Below are 16,863 nucleotides of genomic sequence, written 5' to 3' on the forward strand. Positions count from 1 at the left end.
CATGCTGGAACAAATGGGCGCCGCCGCGAAGGCCGCCTCTTACAAACTGGCGCTCCTTTCCAGCCGCGAGAAAAACCGCGTGCTGGAAAAAATCGCTGATTATCTGGAATCTCAGTCCCAGGAGATTTTGCTCGCCAACGAGCAGGATTTACTGGAAGCGCGCCGCAATGGTCTGAGCGAAGCCATGCTCGACCGCCTGGCTTTGACCCCGGCTCGCCTGAAAGGCATCGCCGACGATGTTCGTCAGGTCTGCAATCTGGCCGACCCGGTAGGGCAGGTGATTGACGGTGGGCTGCTCGACAGCGGTTTACGCCTGGAGCGCCGTCGCGTGCCGCTCGGCGTTATCGGCGTTATTTATGAAGCTCGTCCAAACGTGACGGTGGATGTCGCCTCCCTGTGCCTGAAAACCGGCAACGCCGCCATTCTGCGCGGTGGGAAAGAGACATGGCGCACCAACGCTGCGACGGTGAAAGTCATTCAGCAGGCGCTGGAAGAGTGTGGCTTACCGGCGGGTGCCGTGCAGGCAATTGAGAGCCCGGACCGCGCGCTGGTCAACGAAATGCTGCGCATGGACAAATACATCGACATGCTGATCCCACGCGGCGGCGCGGGGCTGCACAAGCTGTGCCGCGAGCAGTCGACGATTCCGGTTATCACCGGCGGTATTGGCGTGTGTCATATCGTGGTAGACGACAGCGCTGAGATTGCTCCTGCGCTGAAGATTATCGTTAACGCGAAGACCCAGCGTCCTAGCACCTGTAACACCGTTGAAACGCTGCTGGTGCATCAGGACATAGCGAACACCTTCCTGCCGGCCCTGAGCAAACAGATGGCAGAGAGCGGCGTGACGCTGCATGCTGACGCCAGTGCGCTCGCGCTGCTGCAGGATGGCCCGGCTAACGTCGTTCCCGTCAACGCGGAGCAGTATGACGACGAGTTCCTGTCACTGGATCTGAACGTGAAAATCGTGAGCGATCTTGACGACGCGATTGCGCACATCCGTGAGCATGGCACGCAGCATTCTGACGCCATCCTGACGCGTACGCTGCGCAATGCCGATCGCTTCGTGAACGAAGTGGATTCCTCTGCGGTGTATGTGAATGCCTCCACCCGCTTCACCGACGGCGGCCAGTTCGGCCTCGGCGCTGAGGTGGCGGTCAGCACGCAGAAACTGCACGCCCGCGGTCCGATGGGGCTGGAAGCGCTGACCACGTACAAGTGGATCGGCTTCGGCGACGATACGATTCGTGCGTAAATAATCACGGGTGATGCAAAAATAGCCGTTTGATTCAAAAGGGCATTGACGCATCACCCGGATAGATCTAACCTTTTGCCCCGTGGTTACATTCGTAACCGGCCTCTCAGGGCCGATATAGCTCAGTTGGTAGAGCAGCGCATTCGTAATGCGAAGGTCGTAGGTTCGACTCCTATTATCGGCACCATCTTTTCATCCAGTACCATCCCCAAGTGTCCATTTTTCCTTGTTTTTCGCGGCATTGACTGTTTTGTTTGTCCACCGTTATCCACCTTTTGCCGTTGCAATCCAATTTTAAAACGGGTACATAATCGGGTATCTGAGTTTGAGGCGGGTACCTATGAAACTAAACGCGCGACAGGTCGAGACGGCAAAGCCTGCCGAGAAAGACTATAAGCTGCCAGACGGCAACGGGCTTATCCTGCTGGTGAAAACCAGCGGGGCGAAATACTGGCGCTATCGCTATACCTTCGCCGGTAAAGAAAAGATGCTCGCGCTTGGTGTGTATCCGGCGGTTTCGCTGGCGGCCGCTCGCGATAAGCGAGACGAGGCCCGGCGGAACGTTGCTGCGGGTATTGATCCGGTGAAGGTCAAAAGCCACGTTGCGGCTGCTGCAGCAAAGACGATCACGTTTAAAGAGATTGCTGCAGAATGGCACGAATTCAAGAAGCCGCGCTGGTCGCCTGGCTATGCCTCTGACATTCTCGAAGCGTTCAACAAAGATATTTTCCCGGCTGTGGGTAAGCTGCCGGTTGCTGAAATCGAACCGGTTCAGATGCTGGCGGCACTGCGCAAAATTGAGAATCGCGGCGCAACCGAGAAAGCAGCCAAAACGCGCCGGTGGTGCGGTGAAGTATTCAGTTATGCAGTTGCGACAGGGCGCGCGAAGTATAACCCCGTCAGCGAACTGAACAGCGCAATGGCCGGGCATAAAGGAGAGTCCTTTCCGTTCCTGACGGCTGAAGAACTGCCCGATTTTCTGGCGGCGCTTGAGAGTTACAAGGGGAGCCCGCTCCCCCGACTGGGGTTGCAGATCATGATGCTGGCGGGCCTGCGTACTTACGAATTGCGACATTCAAAATGGGAATGGATAGATTTCGATAATCGGCTATGGCAGATACCCGCCGAATTTATGAAGATGGACCGTCCGCACCTGGTACCGCTTTCCGACCAGCTTGTTGTCTTGCTGAAAGAGTTGCACGGTCTGACAGGTCGATACGTGAATATGTTCCCCGGCAGGAATGACCCCTCAAAGGTCATGAGCGAGAACACAATAAACAGGATGATCCACACGCTGGGGTATAAGGGGAGAGTAGTAGGGCATGGCTTCCGGCATACATTCAGCACCATCCTGAACGATAAAGGATTCAACTCTGACTGGGTTGAACTCCAGATCGCTCACGTGGATAAGAACAATATACGCGGGGTTTATAATCATGCCCTGTATATGGAAGGCCGTCGGGAAATGATGCAATGGTATGCGGATTATATCGATAAAATGAGATTAATTTAAATGAATAAAGTGAGCGTGATTCTTTCTTTTATTGCAGTTGTTATATCTATTCTGAGTTTGATAAACGCCTACTTGGCGAGAAGGAAAACAAACAAAAATACTGTTAGCACATTAAAAATGGAACTGCTTAAAGATTATTACGAAATTGAAAGTTGCATAGCTAATATCGAATTGACGGCTCTCATAAGTAAGAATAGATGGAAAGGAGTGGTAGATTCTATCTATATGAAAGAATTGGATGAAACATGGAGGGAGGCGAAAAAGCTCGCAGATTCATTTAAAAATTCTAATACCCCTAAGATCGCGAGTATTGAAACCCTGTCTGAGGGCGAAATAATCACTTTCCATCAAAAATTACTTGCAATCCGTCCTAGCGTAATGACCCAACACGAATTAATTTCCGAGAATATCAAAATGTTCGATAAGAAGATGGAGTCACTATTAGAAAAGAATTTATAAAAACTGTTTCTTCCACTCTTCGACCTCGCCGCGCACCCAGCGGGAGGTTCTGCTCCCGAGCTTCTTGGGCTTCGGAAACTCGTTGTTACTGATGCGCTCATAAATGCTGGATTTTTTTAGGCCAACAGAGCGCTCAACCTCTTTGATGTTAATCAGATCAGTGTCAGAAATAATCGGTGTCATGCTATACCCCTTTTCTTCATGGCATCGAGCAGGATGTCCTGCACAGTTCGTTTTGAGTTGCGCCGCTCCATCACCATTTCGTCCATAGTGTCGGCGGCGATAATGTGGTGAATGAACACCGGGCGGTTGTGTCCGGCCTGAATCTGCCGGGTGGGCCCGATGCGTTCGATAATTTGCTGGTACTGCTCCAGATCCCACCAGTGGGAGAAAAACACCAGTATGTTGCCGCCGTCCTGCATGTTCAGGCCGTGGCCTGCGCTTGCCGGGTGCGCGAACAGGACCGGTATCTTTCCGGCGTTCCAGTCGCGCAGCGTCTGCGGATCCTGGTCGAGGTGGCGACCGCGAGGAAACGCTTTAAGCAGGCGCTCAAGGTCGTGCTTCCAATGATAGGCCACCAGCACCGGTGCACCAGCTGCCTCGGTCAGTATGCTGTCCAGCGCCTGCAGCTTCGCGTCGTGCAGTTCTGACCAGCTTCCGGCGTCGTCGGTGTAGACCGCACCGCTGGCAATTTGCAGACACTTCACTGTTTTTGCCGCGGCGTTCGGCGCTTCGATGCCTTCGCCGTTCAGCTCGAGGAACATTTCCTTTTCCATTTCGCGATACTGCTGGCGGGCCTTCGGCAGCATGTCCACGCGGATCACGTTATGGATGGGTTCTTTGATATCGAACCAGTCGGCGGCGTCCAGTGAGATAGTCACGTCGGCCAGTGCGCGCTGTATTTCGTCCTGTGAGTGTGCGAACGGCTCCAGCTTAGTCCAGCTCTGCCCCGGAAACTGTATTGAGTTGAACCAGCGGGAGGTAAACGCGCCGTAAGTTCGCCCGAGGCGCTGCCCCTGATCCACAAACCACGCTTGTCCCCACAAATCCACCAGGCCGTTCGGCGCTGGCGTACCGGTGAGATTCATCCAACGCCGGACGTGCTTATGTGCCACTTTGCCCAGCGCAGCCGCACGCTTACCGCCACCACGTAGCCGGAAAGATTTCAGCCGGGTGCTTTCATCGGGAATGACGGTACCGAACGGCCAGCGGCCGCCCAGCTCTTCCACCAGCCATACCAGATTGTCGTAGTTGATGGTAAACACGCTGGCGTTGCTGTTCGCCAGCGCCGCAGCGCGCGCTTTGGCATTACCGACAATCGGCTGCACCTCGATATTGCGCAGATGGCCCCATTTCACAGCTTCATCCGGCCAGGTGCTGGCTGCCACGCGCAGCGGCGCGAGAACCAGCGCGGGCTGAGTCTCCGCTCCCGCCATGAAGAGATCTTCCAGCGTGGTGAGCGTCGCCACTGTTTTACCCATACCCATTCCCGCCCAGATGTTGCAGCGCAGGGTGTCGATTTCGTGATTGATAATGAGGTCTTGATAAGGGCGGGGTGTGAAAACTTTATATTTCGGCATGAGCAACTTTTATCCTCGTCTATGCTAACCTCTTATCCATACAGAAATTTTTAACAAAAGGGATTTAATAATGCTTACTGTTTACTGTGAGAAAATGACTACCGGAGCATCGGTCTCCCCCGGAATGTACGGTCTGGCGGGGGTAGTTATTGGTGCTCTTATTTCAGGCGGGATTGCGTATGTTATTCAAAGGCAGAACTCTAAAAATACAATTAAGTTGGAAACTGAAAAGCATAAAATTAATGTGATCTCCTCTTATCTTTTAAGCGATATTATTGAGTTTCTTAATGATGAGGTTGCAAGTCTTCAAAGTGTTTACCTTTCCCCAAAAGACGGGAGTAATATTCCTGTTCCTGACCATCATAGAAATTTAATAAACACTGAGATTAACGTACGTGCATTTCAGGATGAAGTGCTGAAAAAATTATTTGAAGACTTTGTGTCCGCTGGGAATAAGGTCAGAAAGTTAACAGCTGCTGAAAAAGCTATAGGTGATGACGACACACTTTGGGATGCAGTTGATTTAGCTGCAAGTATAAAAAAACGAGCTCTAGAACTTAGCCAATTTAATATTAAATAATCCCCTCCAGATTTTTGCTATCCAGCACCACCACGGTAAAGCCCAGCGCGCGCAGCCGTTCGTGCTCCCGCAGCTGGTCGGCGCGTGGTGGTTTGCCTGGCGCTTTGCATTCAACAAAGACGAGGCGGCCGCCGGGAAGCAGGACAATGCGATCCGGTACCGAGCGGCGACTAGGCGACACGAACTTAAAGGCGACCCCGCCAGCCTTTTTCACTTCGGCGACGAGGTGCTTTTCGATAAGGCTTTCACGTTCATAGGCCATATCACTCTCCTTTACCGGCTTCAGCAGCGACTTTTACGCCAGCAGCTACCAAGGCTGCTAATACGTCCTCGCGTGAATACCACTCTCCTTCTGGGTGAGGCGTAGGACACATGTCTACCTCGTAACGCTCAGGCAATTTAACTTCCCACTCCTCAAGCTCAGTAATCCGGCTCTCGGCTTCTTCAAGTTGAGCGCGCAGTTCCGGCGCTTTGTCATCGGCGTTTCGACGCAATGCTGTTACCTCATCAAACAGCGCTACCGCGATATTTCCTTGCTGTTTTGCCTGGTTCTCTGAGGCTTCCAGCCTGGCGCGCAGCTTCTCGAAGTCATCAGCATGCACAACAGGAACATGCCTGTGGCCTGGGTTTTGCGTGCCACCAAATGCCATCGGATGGATGTAATAGGTTTTCACGCTTTCATCATCTGCGAGAGTATGTTTGTCGCTGCTAGGCATCATCCACCGCCTTACGCTTTTCGCGCATGTTCTGCATCAGGCAAAAATCAGACCGGCGTTCGCTCCAGTCCTGATTCAGTTCGTTACGTGATTCGCGGTTTGCTTTGGCCCAGACTTTCGCCGCCCGGTCATACTCGCCGGACTGCTCAAGGCGCAAAGCTTCCCGTGCAGTCCGGTAATAAAGCGGACTGTCACGATATTTAAATGACATAGGGGTTACCTCAGAAACAATTCATTGAAGCGCAAATGGTCTGGACACGCTGGCATGTTGCGACATCAAACATCCCGATATGGCAACTTTCAGAGGGGATGCCTAATTGGATACTAAGCCACTGATAAGCTTGTTTTCGCGTCGTTTCGCCCGATTTCCAGAGCGGGTCAAAAGCTCTGTGGGCTGCACTTTTTGCTAATCGCAATTCTGCATTCGCAAGCCTGCCGAGTGGTTGAGCATCACTGTTTTTATGGCAGCCCACCCATGCTTTGCATGGTTCGCAGTGCCAGAACCGCAGAGGAAAAAGGTCGGGTCGATGGGGGTAAATCTTACGCCCAGTAACCAGTGCAGCTTTATTCCCGCAGTAGTCGCAAATAACCATCGCAATCAGTCCTCAGTATTAGTGATCGGGCGAATGCTGCTCAGCACCAGACGAGTACGGACACCGACGGCGCCACCGCGGCGGCCAGTGTCTTTGTAGTAATACTCTTTTGGGCCAGCCACCCACGTTGTTGGGTTTTGATGCAGTTGCACCTGCTTTTCACCGGTGCGGGTAATAACCGTTCCGGTATGCGTTTTTATTACAGCCATAGCGATTAATCCTTACGGTAGTGGTACGCCTCGAAGCCGCCAGCGTTCAGCGGGATATCGGGCGCCCATTCGGGGTTAGTGGAGAGCAGCGCGGAGAGCGCTTTATCGTTGAAATCGTCTGTGTCCGGCGCTTCGGTGATCACCTCATCGTGTACCGTCAGCACAATGCTGTAACCGGCATCCTCGATCAGCGGCATGTTTCCGGCCAGAACGTCGCGAGCGGCCGCCTGAGTGACGTTTTCCACCAGCTTTCCGCCGTAGGTTTTGAGCCGCTGCCATTTGCGCGAGTAGGAGTTAACGCCCTGATAGGTGATATTCCCCTTCTCGATGGACGGGGACGGGTAGCACAGCGCGCGCCCGGATGGCAGCTGTATGCGCAGCCATGCACCATCACGGCGGACTTTCAGATAACCGCAGTAGAGCGTTTTTTGCGGTGTGGCTATTGCGGCGCGGACGGTGCGCTCCAGCTCATACCAGAAATCGCAGGTCGCCGGGTGGGCTCTGCGCCACAGGCGCTTGAGCGAGTCACAGGCGATGAATACACGCTCGGACAGGCCAAAGGTCGACTTACGTTTAACCGATTCGTCGTACCAGCTTTTCGCCTCGCGGATAACATCGCGGGGGATGTTCGGCAGAGCGGCGTTCGCCAGCTCGTCAAGATCGAGGCCGTAGACCAGGGCGAAGGTAAGAAACGCCGCAACGCCACCACCAAAGCCGAGGCCCAGCTCCATTACCTTACCGATCTGACGCTGGTATTTATCGACATCGTCCGGTGAGATGTTGAAGGCGCGGGCGTAGGCCAGTTTATACAGGTCCGGCCCGGTCCCCTCGTCGTATTCGCGGAACGCGTCCAGCTTCCACTGCTCGCCGGCAAGCCAGGCCAGTGTTCGCCCCTCGATGTTCGACAGGTCGCTAACCACTAGCTTTTTGCCTGCGGGGGCCATGATGCAGCCGCGTAGCGCCGAGCTGGTCAGCTCCATGATGTTATCGAACAGCAGATCGGCGCATCCGGCTTTCAGCGCCTCGATACCCTCGTCTATCTGGTCCTGCTCAAGTGAAGGGCGGGGCAGGTTCTGGGGCTGGAACAATCGCCCGGCCCAGCGCCCGGTTCGCGATGCGCCACAGAACTGCAGCGTGCCGCGCAGACGACCGTCACTGCTCACGCCCTTAATCAGCGATTTGTACTTACTGGTGCTGGTGGTGCTGGCCTGTAGGCGGATAGCCAGCAACTCTTTCACCGCAGACGGCAAATCAGGATCCGCCATACGGCGCTCCAGCGTGCTGCGCTGCATGTCCGGCAACTCCACACCGTACGATTCAACAATGTGCTTAATCAGCGCATCGCGCTGCGTGGCCGCCTGTACTTCGCCGTCGGTCATTACCTGCGTGCGTTTCGCCAGGCGTTTTTGCTCGAGGTCTACCGCCTCGATCGCCGCCTGCGCCAGCTGCACATCCATGCAGACGCCGCGGTCGTTGATCTGCTGGTCGCGATGCCAGAGCGCCAGCTCCGCACCCTTATAATTCCACTTCGGCAGGCGCTTATGTACTTCGCGCATAGCCTCGATATCAAGGCCAGCGTAAGCAACAAAGCGGCGCCATTCTTCCGGGTGGGTTTTGCTGGTGGCCCGGCGCAGTTTGCTGTTCTTCGGACGTGGCTTACAGAACAGCTGGATAAGCGCTTTACCTTCTTTGTCCTTCGCCTTGTCCTGCGGGACGCCGAGCACATCACTGAGCGCCCCCAGCGCACCGGGGAGGCCGTGCGCCAGCGCCTGCACCATTGTGTCGCGCCAGCGTGTTACATCAGGGGCCAGCCGCGGTATTGCATGGCGCAGCACCGTGCGATCGAAGTGCGAATTGTGGAAATAAAGCAGGGTGTCGGGGTCGGCGATAGCCTTCTGAAGCCTGCCGGGGATAGGTTCGCCAGCAGTCAGATCCCAGACGCTAACCGGCTCTTCGCCGATGGCCCAGGCGAACAGCATCACTTCGACACCTTCCGCATAAGCGTGTGTGCCATTTGTGATTGGTATTTCGCAATAGGTTTCCAGGTCGCCCCATAGTATATTGCTCATATTTAATCCTAGGAGTTATGGAATGGAGTTCACAGTTTCCTTAAGCACGATTATTACTGCATGCCTCGGTTTTCTTGGTGTTTATGTATTAATGCCTTTTGCATTAATATTCAGAGACTTTTTATTAATTAAATTCATTGAGAAATTTATTCTTAATGAAAAGTTCTGGCTTGATGTCAGGGTGAGAGAAACAGACCGTGCGCATATGAATCACTATTACGCTAAAAGTATGGCTGTTGAGTTTTCAGCGAATGGTGGGGAAGCAGTATGTAAATTAGATAATGAAGTCGTTACTCATCAGGAACTTCAGCAGTATGAAAGTGGAAGGGATTTTCACCTAAATAGAATGAATGCTATCTGGAGCAAGATCCAGTTTAAAAATAATATCGCTATGAAGATGTTTAAATATTTTAAATTGGATGAGTACGAAGGTTATATAGCCAAGCGTGCGCAAGCGTATTACGACAATGCGATAAATATGATTAAACTCAAAGAGGGCGACGGGAAAACGTCCGAGCCTGTTACAACTGCTGATAAAACATAATATTTGTAGATTAATTCGCCCGGCGCGAGGCCGGGCGGGTAGGGTTAAATCAGTGTCTCGGCATTTGCACCTTCGCTGATATCGTCGAAGTCATCCGGCGCGGCCACACCGCCGCCAGCGAACGCGTCACCGTCTCGCAGGAACTGGACGCCACCCAGCGACGCGTTAACGCGTTTGCCGAAGTTGTTGTCCTGCGCCCAGATGTCGATTACCGCGTTAACGTAGCAACCCGCATAAGGACGCCCGTCGGCCTGGATTAGTGGTGAACGGTCGCGATCGATAACTGCCGGGCGTGCTTTGTTGGCCGCGTTCAGGAAGAAGTTGCCCGGGAAGCCTTCGTATTCGGCTTTTTCGTCACCGTCGTGCAGGCAGAGGTTGAGTTTTTTCTCCAGCTGGCCGTAAATGGTTTCCCACTTCTCACCCCATTTTTCCTTCGCTACCTGCTTCAGCGCTTTGCGGACTTCGTCCAGCTGCGGATGTTTCGGATCCATCAGGAAAACAGCGGAGAAGCGCGGGTCGCCTTCGCCGTTCACGGTTTTTGCTTCGAACAGAGCAGGGAAGGCCAGGCGGACGTTGTTCAGTTTAATTTTCATGGGTATTTCCTTAATCAGATGAGGTCAGCGGCGAGCGCGTCGTCGGACACGTCGTCGAAATCGTTAACAGGGTTGATATTGAGCGCCGGGCGCGGGTCGGATTCGGGGGCGACGGTGGGCTTACCGTCAGCGCGGGTGATCAGCGCTTCGACTTTCGTCCAGCGGCGAGGGCTGGCCTTTTTGATGAGCTTCTCGGCTTTGGTCGGGCTAATCAGCTTAAGGTCGAAAACCTCCTCAGTTTTATAGCGGAACTGGTCTTTCAGCAGCGCGCGGGCGGCTTCTTCATCGCTCCAGGCTCGATTACCCTGTTTGCCGGTAACAAGCTTAAAGCCCGGTACCGGATGCCCGGCGTTCAGCTCACTGTTCACCCGGTCGCGCACAGCCTTTAGCCACGATTCGATAAAATCGGCCTGGCTGTATACCTCCGCCAGTTGTTCGGCGGTGAGCAGTGGCACACGCTTAACTGCTTCCGCCAGCTGCTCGCCCGTAGGTTGTGTCAGGTCGACGAAATCGCCAGCGATAGTGTTGAAGTGCAACTGCTGCCGGGCGGTACAGATGGCGCTGGCTTTGCAGAACCGGCACTGTTTTTCGCCGGGTGTGAAGTTTTCCAGCGGCAGGGTTTCGACGCCTTCGCAATCGGCGATGTTGAACATCACGATCACACTGGCTGCCGTTTGCTGCGCCCGTTCGCCGAAGGCCTGGAGCTGTTCCACCGTCAGGGCCCACTCTGATACGTGGTTAAGCCGCGGCTGGTGGATGAACAGGCGCACCGTCTCGAAGTCGTACAGCATGCTGAACTGCTCCAGCGCGCCCAGGGCATACAGCTGCAGCTGCTCGTTCTGCTCAGCATCAACGCGCACACCCTTACCGTATTTCAGGTCGTGGATCTGCAGCTCGTTGCCCGCGATGATTACGCCGTCGGCGGTACCAAAGGACTCTTCTACGCCCACGATGTGGGAGAAGTCGACACGCTGCTCGACCAGCAGCTCATTGCCCTGCGACAGCGCCCAGACGGTGTCGACGTAACGGCCAACGGCTTCGACCATCTCCTCATCTACCTGCGGGCCGGAAGTATCATCCGGGTGCTCAGCAAGAGGATAGGAGCCGAGAAACATCGCGACGTTGCAACCTGCATAGTGCTCCGGGTGACTCTGGCGGTTGCGCAGCACCTTTTCGGCAAGTGCATGTGCTGCAGTACCTTCTAAAGCGAAGGTCGTTTCTTTGTCTGGCTGAGTGGCCTCCAGCGCCAGACTACCGGGGCAGCGCATCCACCGATGCGCTGAAGACGGGGAAAGTCGTGCATGAACGTCTGGCATGATTAACCCTCCAGCGCTTTTTCAGCCTGAGCGATCACGTCTGCGAGGTTCTCGTCAGCAACTTCGCCGAGTTTTTTGGCACCCTGTTTTTCCAGAATCGCCACCGCTTCGGCACGGTAACCACCTTTCGCCAGCTGGAGGATCATGCCTTCTGCCTGCTTACGCAGCGCAGCAAAATCGGTCTGCGTGCCAGCATTATCCCCGGCATCATCACTTGTTTCGGTACCACCTTTTGCCGCGTTTTTACGCGCAAAATCCTCCTGCAGCTGGAGATACTCAACGCGGGTGATCTCGATATGGCCCTTTTTAAGCAGTTCATTCAGCTTGCGTAAGGTGTGGAGTTCACTGGCGGCGGAGCCATCAACGCTCTTGCAGTAGAACGGCCCTGTGCGTTCTTCATCCTTACCGCTGGTTTTTGGCTTCACTTCATGGCGCCCGTCAGCTGGTGCGTCAAGTAAACGCTCGGCAAACTCACGGCGTGCCGCGATGGTCGGTAAATCATCCCAGAAGCGCAGGATGCTACGTGACAGGTCGAGTAATGCTGGCTTGTTCAGATGGCCGGCGCGTTTAACACCCTGCAGGGCGCTGTCCAGAGCATCGATCTGCACAACGCGCTTATCGCCTTCGGCGTCGCGGTAATCAATAACGCGCTGGACCATCGTTTCGCTGAGCTCCTGCGCCTCCGGGTAGAATGCAGCCAGGGCGATAATGTCGCTGAACTCCAGATCTTCCAGCGTAACTTTGTGAATAACGGTTTTTTCCGCTTTGGTTTCCGGTACCGTTTCGCGGTATTCCTGCACCTGCGCCACAGTGTCCGCGCGGAGGGGCACGCCAGAGGCCAGGGCAGTGATAAGGCGTTCAAGCAGTGCGTTATGCTGCGTCAGCAGTTGGTTGTTAAGTTCGAGACTGGTTTCTAAGCTCATACTGCGGTCCTCGCTACAAGGAGAATGAAGGTAATAGCCAGGCCGAACGCAGTAGCGAGGGCCAGACCGGTGATCATGTCGAAATGTTTGCGGCGATAATGGAGCACGTCGCGCCCCATCAGCCGGTGGAAGTGTTCAGGTTTCATCGGTGGTGCTCCTTTCATGTCGGGGAGCGCACTGCACTGAATGCGCTTTCAGGCATAAAAAAGCCCGTCATGGGAGGCGGGCAAAGACTACACACAGCAATGGATGATTCAGGGGATGGGGTACTACATTCGGACGGGCATAATTAACATGTAAGCGTCCTGGCCTAATCTGAAACGCGTTGCACTTGCCGAGTCCTGCATTTCGAGAACGCCATTCGCTTTTTTATCGAAATACTTTGAGCACCTTGCCGCATCTGCGAGGTAGGGCATATGAATACCGACAGCTTCGACTTTACCAGGTTTGAAATGCGATACCCGACGCCAGTCTGGGAAGCGGCCATCGATAATTTCAATCGGGGAGATCAATACCTCCTGCGCTTTATCATCAATGAACGTAGCGCTGCGATTTTCGGTACTAATGACAACGTGGTCGAATTTTGTAGGTGGCTTTGCTTTCACGCTTATGATGACGCTTTCACCTTCAGTTATTGCTTTCCCGCAGAACAGGCGATGCCCATCGGTAGCAACGATGAAACCTTCAGGGTCGAAGAAGATGCCGTTCAGATAATATCTGACATCCTTCACGCCAGCGCATGTTAGCGCTGACAGATACTCTGCTCGTTTAACAGTGATCATGGTGTTTTCCTGCGTTGGTCAGTTCACTTTGGCGGTGCGGTGGCCGGTGCTGATCTTCGGCTTGTCTCGGTGGACTGCAATTCACCGCACCCCAAAGGGGACTTACTGACCCGTATTGCCGACATCCTGTCCCGCCACGGTCCCGACGCATGGTTTAGAGTCGCGCCGTTCGACTTGTGGTTAAATCTACAATTTGAGTTGTATTGTGTAAACCACAAATGTGGTATTTTGTGGTGTGGAAATACCACGTTATTGATATTTAAGTGAATTTAGTTGGTAAGATTTTACAAGTAAGGTAGGGGAGAGCCGTTGGGCCCTCCAGATAAGGCAGGATTGTTAGCGTTTACGGCGGTAAATACGGTGTTCAATCATCACCCCGATGATTTGCAACTTCATGTCAGCACTGCGCAAAACCGGATAGTCGGGGTTGAGCGGAACCAGCTCAAAATCGTTAATGCCAACCCCTAACGGACGATATTTCTTGAAAGTAGCTTCATGACCGCCATTTTTGGCGACCACAAATTCCCCTGGAGTAGGGCATAGATCCGGGTCGATGATAACGATATCCCCTTCCTTAAATTCAGGCTGCATGCTGTCGCCATCTATGCGCAATGCAAAGCATGTTTCCGGTACATCTGAATCTGCCAGAACGTATTCGAAATCACCAGTAAGGTCTGTTACGTCTCTTGCTTCTGTGAGTTCGCCAGCCTGGACATAGCTTAGTATCGGTATGCGGCGGGTGCTTATCTCTGCCAGGGGCATAATGTTTTTGCCATTCAAAAGCCAGTCCGGGCTGCACTTCAAAGCCTTAGCCAGGTCGAGAAGATTACGAGGCTTTCGGGTGCGTCCGCTTTCAATGGATTCAATGGACTGCTGGCTAACTCCCGCAGAGTTCGCGACCTCCACTTGGGTCATTCCTAATTCCAAACGGCGTGCTTTAAAACGGGCTGCGAGAGACATGTTGTGGTCCTTCTGGGGTTGAGTTATTGAGTGTCTCCCTATTAGATACAATTTTTGTTGTATTTGACAAACCTCGTTTGTTGTTGCTAAATACCACTAAAATTGTATGAGGTAATGACTATGACTCTGGCTACCCGATTAAAAGAGCGACGTAAAGAGCTCAAAATGACGCAGGTCACGCTGGCTGAGCTAACAGGGGTTAGTCAGCAGGCCATTAATAGGATTGAAAGCGGTGTAATTTCCCGCCCTCGATATCTTCTTGAATTATCCGTTGCGCTTGATTGCGACCCCAACTGGCTGCTGCACGGCTCACAAAACGAGAAAAAGGTGTAACCCATGCCAGAGAAAAAGATCTGGGGGGCAACGCCTGACGAATGGTTCCACTTCGATCTGGTGCTGGGGCGTACTGACCAGCTGCTGCCGGTCGTGTGCAACCCGGGCGCGGCCATTTCCCCCGACAGTAAACTGAAAGCACTGGGCAAGACGCCGAGCCGCTATAACCGTGACCGTCTGGTAACCGGCATTGCTCAGTGGACAGAGCACGTCGTAACCGAGCATGACTTTGCCCGCTGGTCGAACGAACCGGATTACGGTATCTGCGTGCGTACCGGTCATGGCTGGCTGGCGCTGGACTGTGACAGCGAAGACGAAGACATCCAGGCCAATATTCGCAAAACGCTGGTGCAGCTGTTGGGCGAGCTGCCGCCGCGTCGCTGGCGCGCTAACAGCAACAAATGCCTGTATCTGCTGGCCGTAGAGGGTGATTTCCGTAAGCGCATCCACCGTCTGGCGGGCGATATGGGGATTATCGAGCTGCTGGCCAACGGGCAACAGTTCGTTGCCTGTGGCACCCACAGCAGCGGTGCCCGGATAGAGTGGGATGGCGATCTGCCGGATGAGCCGTCGGCCGTTACTGCCGAACAGCTCGAAACGCTGTGGCAGCGCCTTGCTGAACAGCTGCCTGTGTCGGTCACCACCGAAGCGGGCAGCACGAAGATGCGAGACCGCTCAACCTTCACGCCCGGTGCCACAGATAATACGGCCGAATACCTCGATGCCAATGGCTGGACGCTGCTGGACGGCGCGAACGGCGAGCGATACATCCGCTGCCCGTTTGAGGACGGCCACAGCACGGGCGGCGACCCGACCAGTACGGTTTACTTCCCGGGCGGTACCGCGGGCTTTGAGCAGGAACATTTCAAATGTCTGCACGCCAGCTGCGCGCACCGCGATGACGGCGATTTCCTCAATGCCATTGGGATCCGCAACGACGATTTCGAAGACCTGACCAGCACCGAAGTGGCCGAGCCATTACCGCTGCCGGCGTTCGAGCGCGATAAGTGGGGCCGCATCGAGGCCACCATCAGCAATGCGGCCAAAGCGGTAGTACGTCCTGACTTCGTGGATATCGATATCCGCTTTGACCAGTTCCGTGACGAAATCATGTTCGCCCAGGCGGGCTCCGGCCAGTGGCAGGCGTTCACCGATGCGGACTATGCGCGCCTGCGCATCACGATGGAAAAACGAGGTTTTAAGCCTGTCGGGCGTGAGCTGATACGCGACGTGGTGCTTCTGGCCGCTGACGAACAGCCTTTCGACTCGGCGACCACCTGGCTGAACGGGCTGGAGTGGGACGGCGTGCCGCGTATCGAAACTTTCTACCATACGCACTTCGGTACCGCCGACACGCCATACACCCGCGCGGTGTCCATGTACATGTGGACGGCGCTGGCGGGCAGGGTGCTGGAACCCGGCGTCAAAGCCGATATGGTGCCGATCCTCGTCGGTCCTCAGGGCTGCGGTAAGTCCTCCGGCGTGGAAGCGCTTAGCCCCGACCCGGCGTTCTTCACCGAGATCTCTTTCGCTGAGAAAGACGATGACCTCGCACGCAAGATGCGCGGGCGTCTGGTGGCAGAGATTGGCGAGCTGCGCGGCCTCAACACCAAAGAGCTGGAATCCATCAAGGCATTCGTGACGCGCACGCATGAGAACTGGATCCCTAAATACCGCGAGTTCGCTACCCAGTTCCCGCGTCGCCTGGTGTTCGTTGGTACCACAAACGAGGACGAATTCCTCGCTGACAAGACCGGTAACCGCCGGTGGCTGCCCGTTGAGGTGTCGAAAGTCGACGTGAAAGCGATAAAAACAGACCTCCTTTTGCTGTGGGCTGAGGCCCGCGAGACGTTTAAGCGCCTTGGCGGCATCCAGTTCCGCGATGCTGAGCGCCTCGGTGCGAGTGTCCACGAGCAGTACACCATTAAGGACGCGTGGCTCGAAACTGTCGAGAAATGGCTCGACACGCCTGACCTGATGACTAACGACATTCCGCGAAACTGCGAATTTTTACGCGCTAGCGACGTTCTGCGCGATGCGATTGGCTTAAATCCCAGCCACATCGGTAAACGCGAAGAAATGCGAATTAGCAATGTTTTGCAAAATTGCGGGTATAAGCGTGTTCAGCGTCGTGTTGACGGAAAAATGACTCGAATTTTTGAGGCGGTGTCCCAACCTGTACCAGCCTCGAAATAGAGGTTGGTACATTTTAACTAATTGAATTTAAAGGTCAGTACCAACTGTACCAACTGTACCAACCTAATTACTAAGAACCCCATATATATATATATATATCGTTTGGGGAAAAGGTTTGAAAAGAGCTGGTACAGGTGGGTACAGGCTGGTACAGGCCGAACAAGTAATTTTTTGCACATAACTGCGTGCAATAAGCGAATTGGGACTGCGTTACCCACGTCCACGGAGAGACGGACGCGGTT

At 54.2% G+C, this 16,863-nt stretch carries 21 protein-coding genes and 1 tRNA gene; 8 read left to right on the forward strand and 14 right to left on the reverse strand.

The window, feature by feature from the left end:
- Nucleotide 1: 1 nt before the first annotated feature.
- From proA to PI91_RS06980, 4 genes are all read left to right on the forward strand, one after another.
- On the forward strand, nucleotides 2-1,255 hold the full coding sequence (gene proA / locus PI91_RS06965; protein ID WP_032646979.1) for a glutamate-5-semialdehyde dehydrogenase: 1,254 nt from the start codon (nucleotides 2-4) through the stop codon (nucleotides 1,253-1,255).
- 111 nt (nucleotides 1,256-1,366) lie between these two features.
- Nucleotides 1,367-1,442 (forward strand) — tRNA-Thr (locus PI91_RS06970).
- 153 nt (nucleotides 1,443-1,595) lie between these two features.
- Nucleotides 1,596-2,768: an integrase arm-type DNA-binding domain-containing protein gene (locus tag PI91_RS06975; RefSeq protein ID WP_039265737.1), complete on the forward strand. Its 1,173-nt coding sequence runs from the start codon at nucleotides 1,596-1,598 to the stop codon at nucleotides 2,766-2,768.
- Complete coding sequence (locus tag PI91_RS06980) at nucleotides 2,769-3,227, forward strand: hypothetical protein (protein ID WP_039265738.1); 459 nt, start codon at nucleotides 2,769-2,771, stop codon at nucleotides 3,225-3,227.
- On the opposite strand, the gene PI91_RS06985 is transcribed toward PI91_RS06980, so the two are convergent.
- Nucleotides 3,222-3,410, reverse strand: coding sequence for an AlpA family transcriptional regulator (locus PI91_RS06985; protein ID WP_039265740.1), 189 nt, complete (start codon nucleotides 3,408-3,410; stop codon nucleotides 3,222-3,224). The two genes, PI91_RS06980 and PI91_RS06985, sit on opposite strands and share 6 nt — an antisense overlap.
- Nucleotides 3,407-4,807 carry a DEAD/DEAH box helicase gene (locus PI91_RS06990; RefSeq protein ID WP_039265741.1) on the reverse strand — a complete coding sequence of 467 codons (1,401 nt, stop codon included), beginning with the start codon at nucleotides 4,805-4,807 and terminating at the stop codon, nucleotides 3,407-3,409. Before PI91_RS06990 ends, PI91_RS06985 begins: the two co-directional genes overlap by 4 nt.
- A 70-nt stretch (nucleotides 4,808-4,877) precedes the next feature.
- On the opposite strand from PI91_RS06990, the gene PI91_RS06995 reads away from it, so the two are divergent.
- Nucleotides 4,878-5,387 carry a hypothetical protein gene (locus PI91_RS06995; protein ID WP_039265742.1) on the forward strand — a complete coding sequence of 170 codons (510 nt, stop codon included), beginning with the start codon at nucleotides 4,878-4,880 and terminating at the stop codon, nucleotides 5,385-5,387.
- Here PI91_RS06995 and PI91_RS07000 read toward each other — a convergent pair.
- From PI91_RS07000 to PI91_RS07025, 6 genes are read right to left on the reverse strand one after another with little or no spacing between them, the layout of a single operon-like run.
- Entirely contained in the window at nucleotides 5,380-5,649 is a 270-nt protein-coding gene (locus PI91_RS07000; RefSeq protein ID WP_039265743.1) for a VRR-NUC domain-containing protein, read from the reverse strand. The genes PI91_RS06995 and PI91_RS07000 overlap by 8 nt on opposite strands.
- A 1-nt stretch (nucleotide 5,650) precedes the next feature.
- Nucleotides 5,651-6,106 carry a hypothetical protein gene (locus PI91_RS24145; protein WP_157841582.1) on the reverse strand — a complete coding sequence of 152 codons (456 nt, stop codon included), beginning with the start codon at nucleotides 6,104-6,106 and terminating at the stop codon, nucleotides 5,651-5,653.
- Nucleotides 6,096-6,314, reverse strand: coding sequence for an ANR family transcriptional regulator (locus PI91_RS07010; protein WP_039265745.1), 219 nt, complete (start codon nucleotides 6,312-6,314; stop codon nucleotides 6,096-6,098). The genes PI91_RS24145 and PI91_RS07010 overlap by 11 nt, the downstream gene beginning before the upstream one ends.
- A 10-nt stretch (nucleotides 6,315-6,324) precedes the next feature.
- Nucleotides 6,325-6,696: a zinc-finger-containing protein gene (locus PI91_RS24585; RefSeq protein ID WP_039265746.1), complete on the reverse strand. Its 372-nt coding sequence runs from the start codon at nucleotides 6,694-6,696 to the stop codon at nucleotides 6,325-6,327.
- Between the two features lie 5 nt (nucleotides 6,697-6,701).
- Nucleotides 6,702-6,905, reverse strand: coding sequence for a hypothetical protein (locus PI91_RS07020; RefSeq protein ID WP_039265747.1), 204 nt, complete (start codon nucleotides 6,903-6,905; stop codon nucleotides 6,702-6,704).
- 5 nt (nucleotides 6,906-6,910) lie between these two features.
- Nucleotides 6,911-8,974 (reverse strand): DNA polymerase, encoded by a 2,064-nt coding sequence (locus PI91_RS07025; RefSeq protein ID WP_039265749.1) that lies wholly within the window; start codon nucleotides 8,972-8,974, stop codon nucleotides 6,911-6,913.
- 22 nt (nucleotides 8,975-8,996) lie between these two features.
- Between PI91_RS07025 and PI91_RS07030 the strand changes: the two genes are divergently transcribed.
- Entirely contained in the window at nucleotides 8,997-9,518 is a 522-nt protein-coding gene (locus PI91_RS07030; protein WP_039265750.1) for a hypothetical protein, read from the forward strand.
- A gap of 44 nt (nucleotides 9,519-9,562) precedes the next feature.
- On the opposite strand, the gene PI91_RS07035 is transcribed toward PI91_RS07030, so the two are convergent.
- From PI91_RS07035 to PI91_RS07055, 6 genes are all read right to left on the reverse strand, one after another.
- Nucleotides 9,563-10,111: a DUF2815 family protein gene (locus PI91_RS07035; protein ID WP_039265752.1), complete on the reverse strand. Its 549-nt coding sequence runs from the start codon at nucleotides 10,109-10,111 to the stop codon at nucleotides 9,563-9,565.
- A gap of 14 nt (nucleotides 10,112-10,125) precedes the next feature.
- Nucleotides 10,126-11,427 carry a DUF2800 domain-containing protein gene (locus tag PI91_RS07040; RefSeq protein ID WP_039265753.1) on the reverse strand — a complete coding sequence of 434 codons (1,302 nt, stop codon included), beginning with the start codon at nucleotides 11,425-11,427 and terminating at the stop codon, nucleotides 10,126-10,128.
- Nucleotides 11,428-11,429: 2 nt separating this feature from the next.
- Nucleotides 11,430-12,350, reverse strand: a complete 921-nt coding sequence (locus PI91_RS07045) for a hypothetical protein (RefSeq protein WP_039265754.1) — start codon at nucleotides 12,348-12,350, stop codon at nucleotides 11,430-11,432.
- The gene (locus PI91_RS26140) at nucleotides 12,347-12,496 is read right to left on the reverse strand and encodes a hypothetical protein (protein WP_198527858.1); all 150 of its coding nucleotides are present in this window, start codon (nucleotides 12,494-12,496) and stop codon (nucleotides 12,347-12,349) included. Before PI91_RS26140 ends, PI91_RS07045 begins: the two co-directional genes overlap by 4 nt.
- A 123-nt stretch (nucleotides 12,497-12,619) precedes the next feature.
- The gene (locus PI91_RS07050) at nucleotides 12,620-13,132 is read right to left on the reverse strand and encodes a hypothetical protein (RefSeq protein WP_039265755.1); all 513 of its coding nucleotides are present in this window, start codon (nucleotides 13,130-13,132) and stop codon (nucleotides 12,620-12,622) included.
- 336 nt (nucleotides 13,133-13,468) lie between these two features.
- Nucleotides 13,469-14,092: a LexA family transcriptional regulator gene (locus tag PI91_RS07055; RefSeq protein WP_039265756.1), complete on the reverse strand. Its 624-nt coding sequence runs from the start codon at nucleotides 14,090-14,092 to the stop codon at nucleotides 13,469-13,471.
- Nucleotides 14,093-14,212: 120 nt separating this feature from the next.
- Here PI91_RS07055 and PI91_RS07060 point away from each other — a divergent pair, with 120 nt between their 5' ends.
- The gene (locus PI91_RS07060; RefSeq protein WP_039265758.1) at nucleotides 14,213-14,425 is read left to right on the forward strand and encodes a helix-turn-helix domain-containing protein; all 213 of its coding nucleotides are present in this window, start codon (nucleotides 14,213-14,215) and stop codon (nucleotides 14,423-14,425) included.
- A 3-nt stretch (nucleotides 14,426-14,428) separates the two neighbouring features.
- The gene (locus tag PI91_RS07065; protein WP_039265759.1) at nucleotides 14,429-16,621 is read left to right on the forward strand and encodes a VapE domain-containing protein; all 2,193 of its coding nucleotides are present in this window, start codon (nucleotides 14,429-14,431) and stop codon (nucleotides 16,619-16,621) included.
- Nucleotides 16,622-16,863 lie beyond the last annotated feature (242 nt).

The organism is Enterobacter sp. FB (genome assembly GCF_000805795.1).
Lineage (GTDB): Bacteria > Pseudomonadota > Gammaproteobacteria > Enterobacterales > Enterobacteriaceae > Enterobacter > Enterobacter roggenkampii.

Excerpts from the sequence above, each read along its gene's own strand:
- PI91_RS06995 (WP_039265742.1), top strand. The coding sequence starts at position 4,878 with ATGCTTACTGTTTACTGTGAGAAAATGACTACCGGAGCATCGGTCTCC.
- PI91_RS07045 (WP_039265754.1), bottom strand. The coding sequence starts at position 12,350 with ATGAGCTTAGAAACCAGTCTCGAACTTAACAACCAACTGCTGACGCAG.
- PI91_RS07040 (WP_039265753.1), bottom strand. The coding sequence starts at position 11,427 with ATGCCAGACGTTCATGCACGACTTTCCCCGTCTTCAGCGCATCGGTGG.
- PI91_RS26140 (WP_198527858.1), bottom strand. The coding sequence starts at position 12,496 with ATGAAACCTGAACACTTCCACCGGCTGATGGGGCGCGACGTGCTCCAT.
- PI91_RS07025 (WP_039265749.1), bottom strand. The coding sequence starts at position 8,974 with ATGAGCAATATACTATGGGGCGACCTGGAAACCTATTGCGAAATACCA.
- PI91_RS07000 (WP_039265743.1), bottom strand. The coding sequence starts at position 5,649 with ATGGCCTATGAACGTGAAAGCCTTATCGAAAAGCACCTCGTCGCCGAA.
- PI91_RS06980 (WP_039265738.1), top strand. The coding sequence starts at position 2,769 with ATGAATAAAGTGAGCGTGATTCTTTCTTTTATTGCAGTTGTTATATCT.
- PI91_RS07020 (WP_039265747.1), bottom strand. The coding sequence starts at position 6,905 with ATGGCTGTAATAAAAACGCATACCGGAACGGTTATTACCCGCACCGGT.
- PI91_RS07060 (WP_039265758.1), top strand. The coding sequence starts at position 14,213 with ATGACTCTGGCTACCCGATTAAAAGAGCGACGTAAAGAGCTCAAAATG.
- PI91_RS24145 (WP_157841582.1), bottom strand. The coding sequence starts at position 6,106 with ATGATGCCTAGCAGCGACAAACATACTCTCGCAGATGATGAAAGCGTG.
- PI91_RS07035 (WP_039265752.1), bottom strand. The coding sequence starts at position 10,111 with ATGAAAATTAAACTGAACAACGTCCGCCTGGCCTTCCCTGCTCTGTTC.
- PI91_RS07065 (WP_039265759.1), top strand. The coding sequence starts at position 14,429 with ATGCCAGAGAAAAAGATCTGGGGGGCAACGCCTGACGAATGGTTCCAC.
- PI91_RS06985 (WP_039265740.1), bottom strand. The coding sequence starts at position 3,410 with ATGACACCGATTATTTCTGACACTGATCTGATTAACATCAAAGAGGTT.
- PI91_RS24585 (WP_039265746.1), bottom strand. The coding sequence starts at position 6,696 with ATGGTTATTTGCGACTACTGCGGGAATAAAGCTGCACTGGTTACTGGG.
- PI91_RS07055 (WP_039265756.1), bottom strand. The coding sequence starts at position 14,092 with ATGTCTCTCGCAGCCCGTTTTAAAGCACGCCGTTTGGAATTAGGAATG.
- PI91_RS07010 (WP_039265745.1), bottom strand. The coding sequence starts at position 6,314 with ATGTCATTTAAATATCGTGACAGTCCGCTTTATTACCGGACTGCACGG.
- PI91_RS06975 (WP_039265737.1), top strand. The coding sequence starts at position 1,596 with ATGAAACTAAACGCGCGACAGGTCGAGACGGCAAAGCCTGCCGAGAAA.
- PI91_RS07050 (WP_039265755.1), bottom strand. The coding sequence starts at position 13,132 with ATGATCACTGTTAAACGAGCAGAGTATCTGTCAGCGCTAACATGCGCT.
- PI91_RS06990 (WP_039265741.1), bottom strand. The coding sequence starts at position 4,807 with ATGCCGAAATATAAAGTTTTCACACCCCGCCCTTATCAAGACCTCATT.
- PI91_RS07030 (WP_039265750.1), top strand. The coding sequence starts at position 8,997 with ATGGAGTTCACAGTTTCCTTAAGCACGATTATTACTGCATGCCTCGGT.
- proA (WP_032646979.1), top strand. The coding sequence starts at position 2 with ATGCTGGAACAAATGGGCGCCGCCGCGAAGGCCGCCTCTTACAAACTG.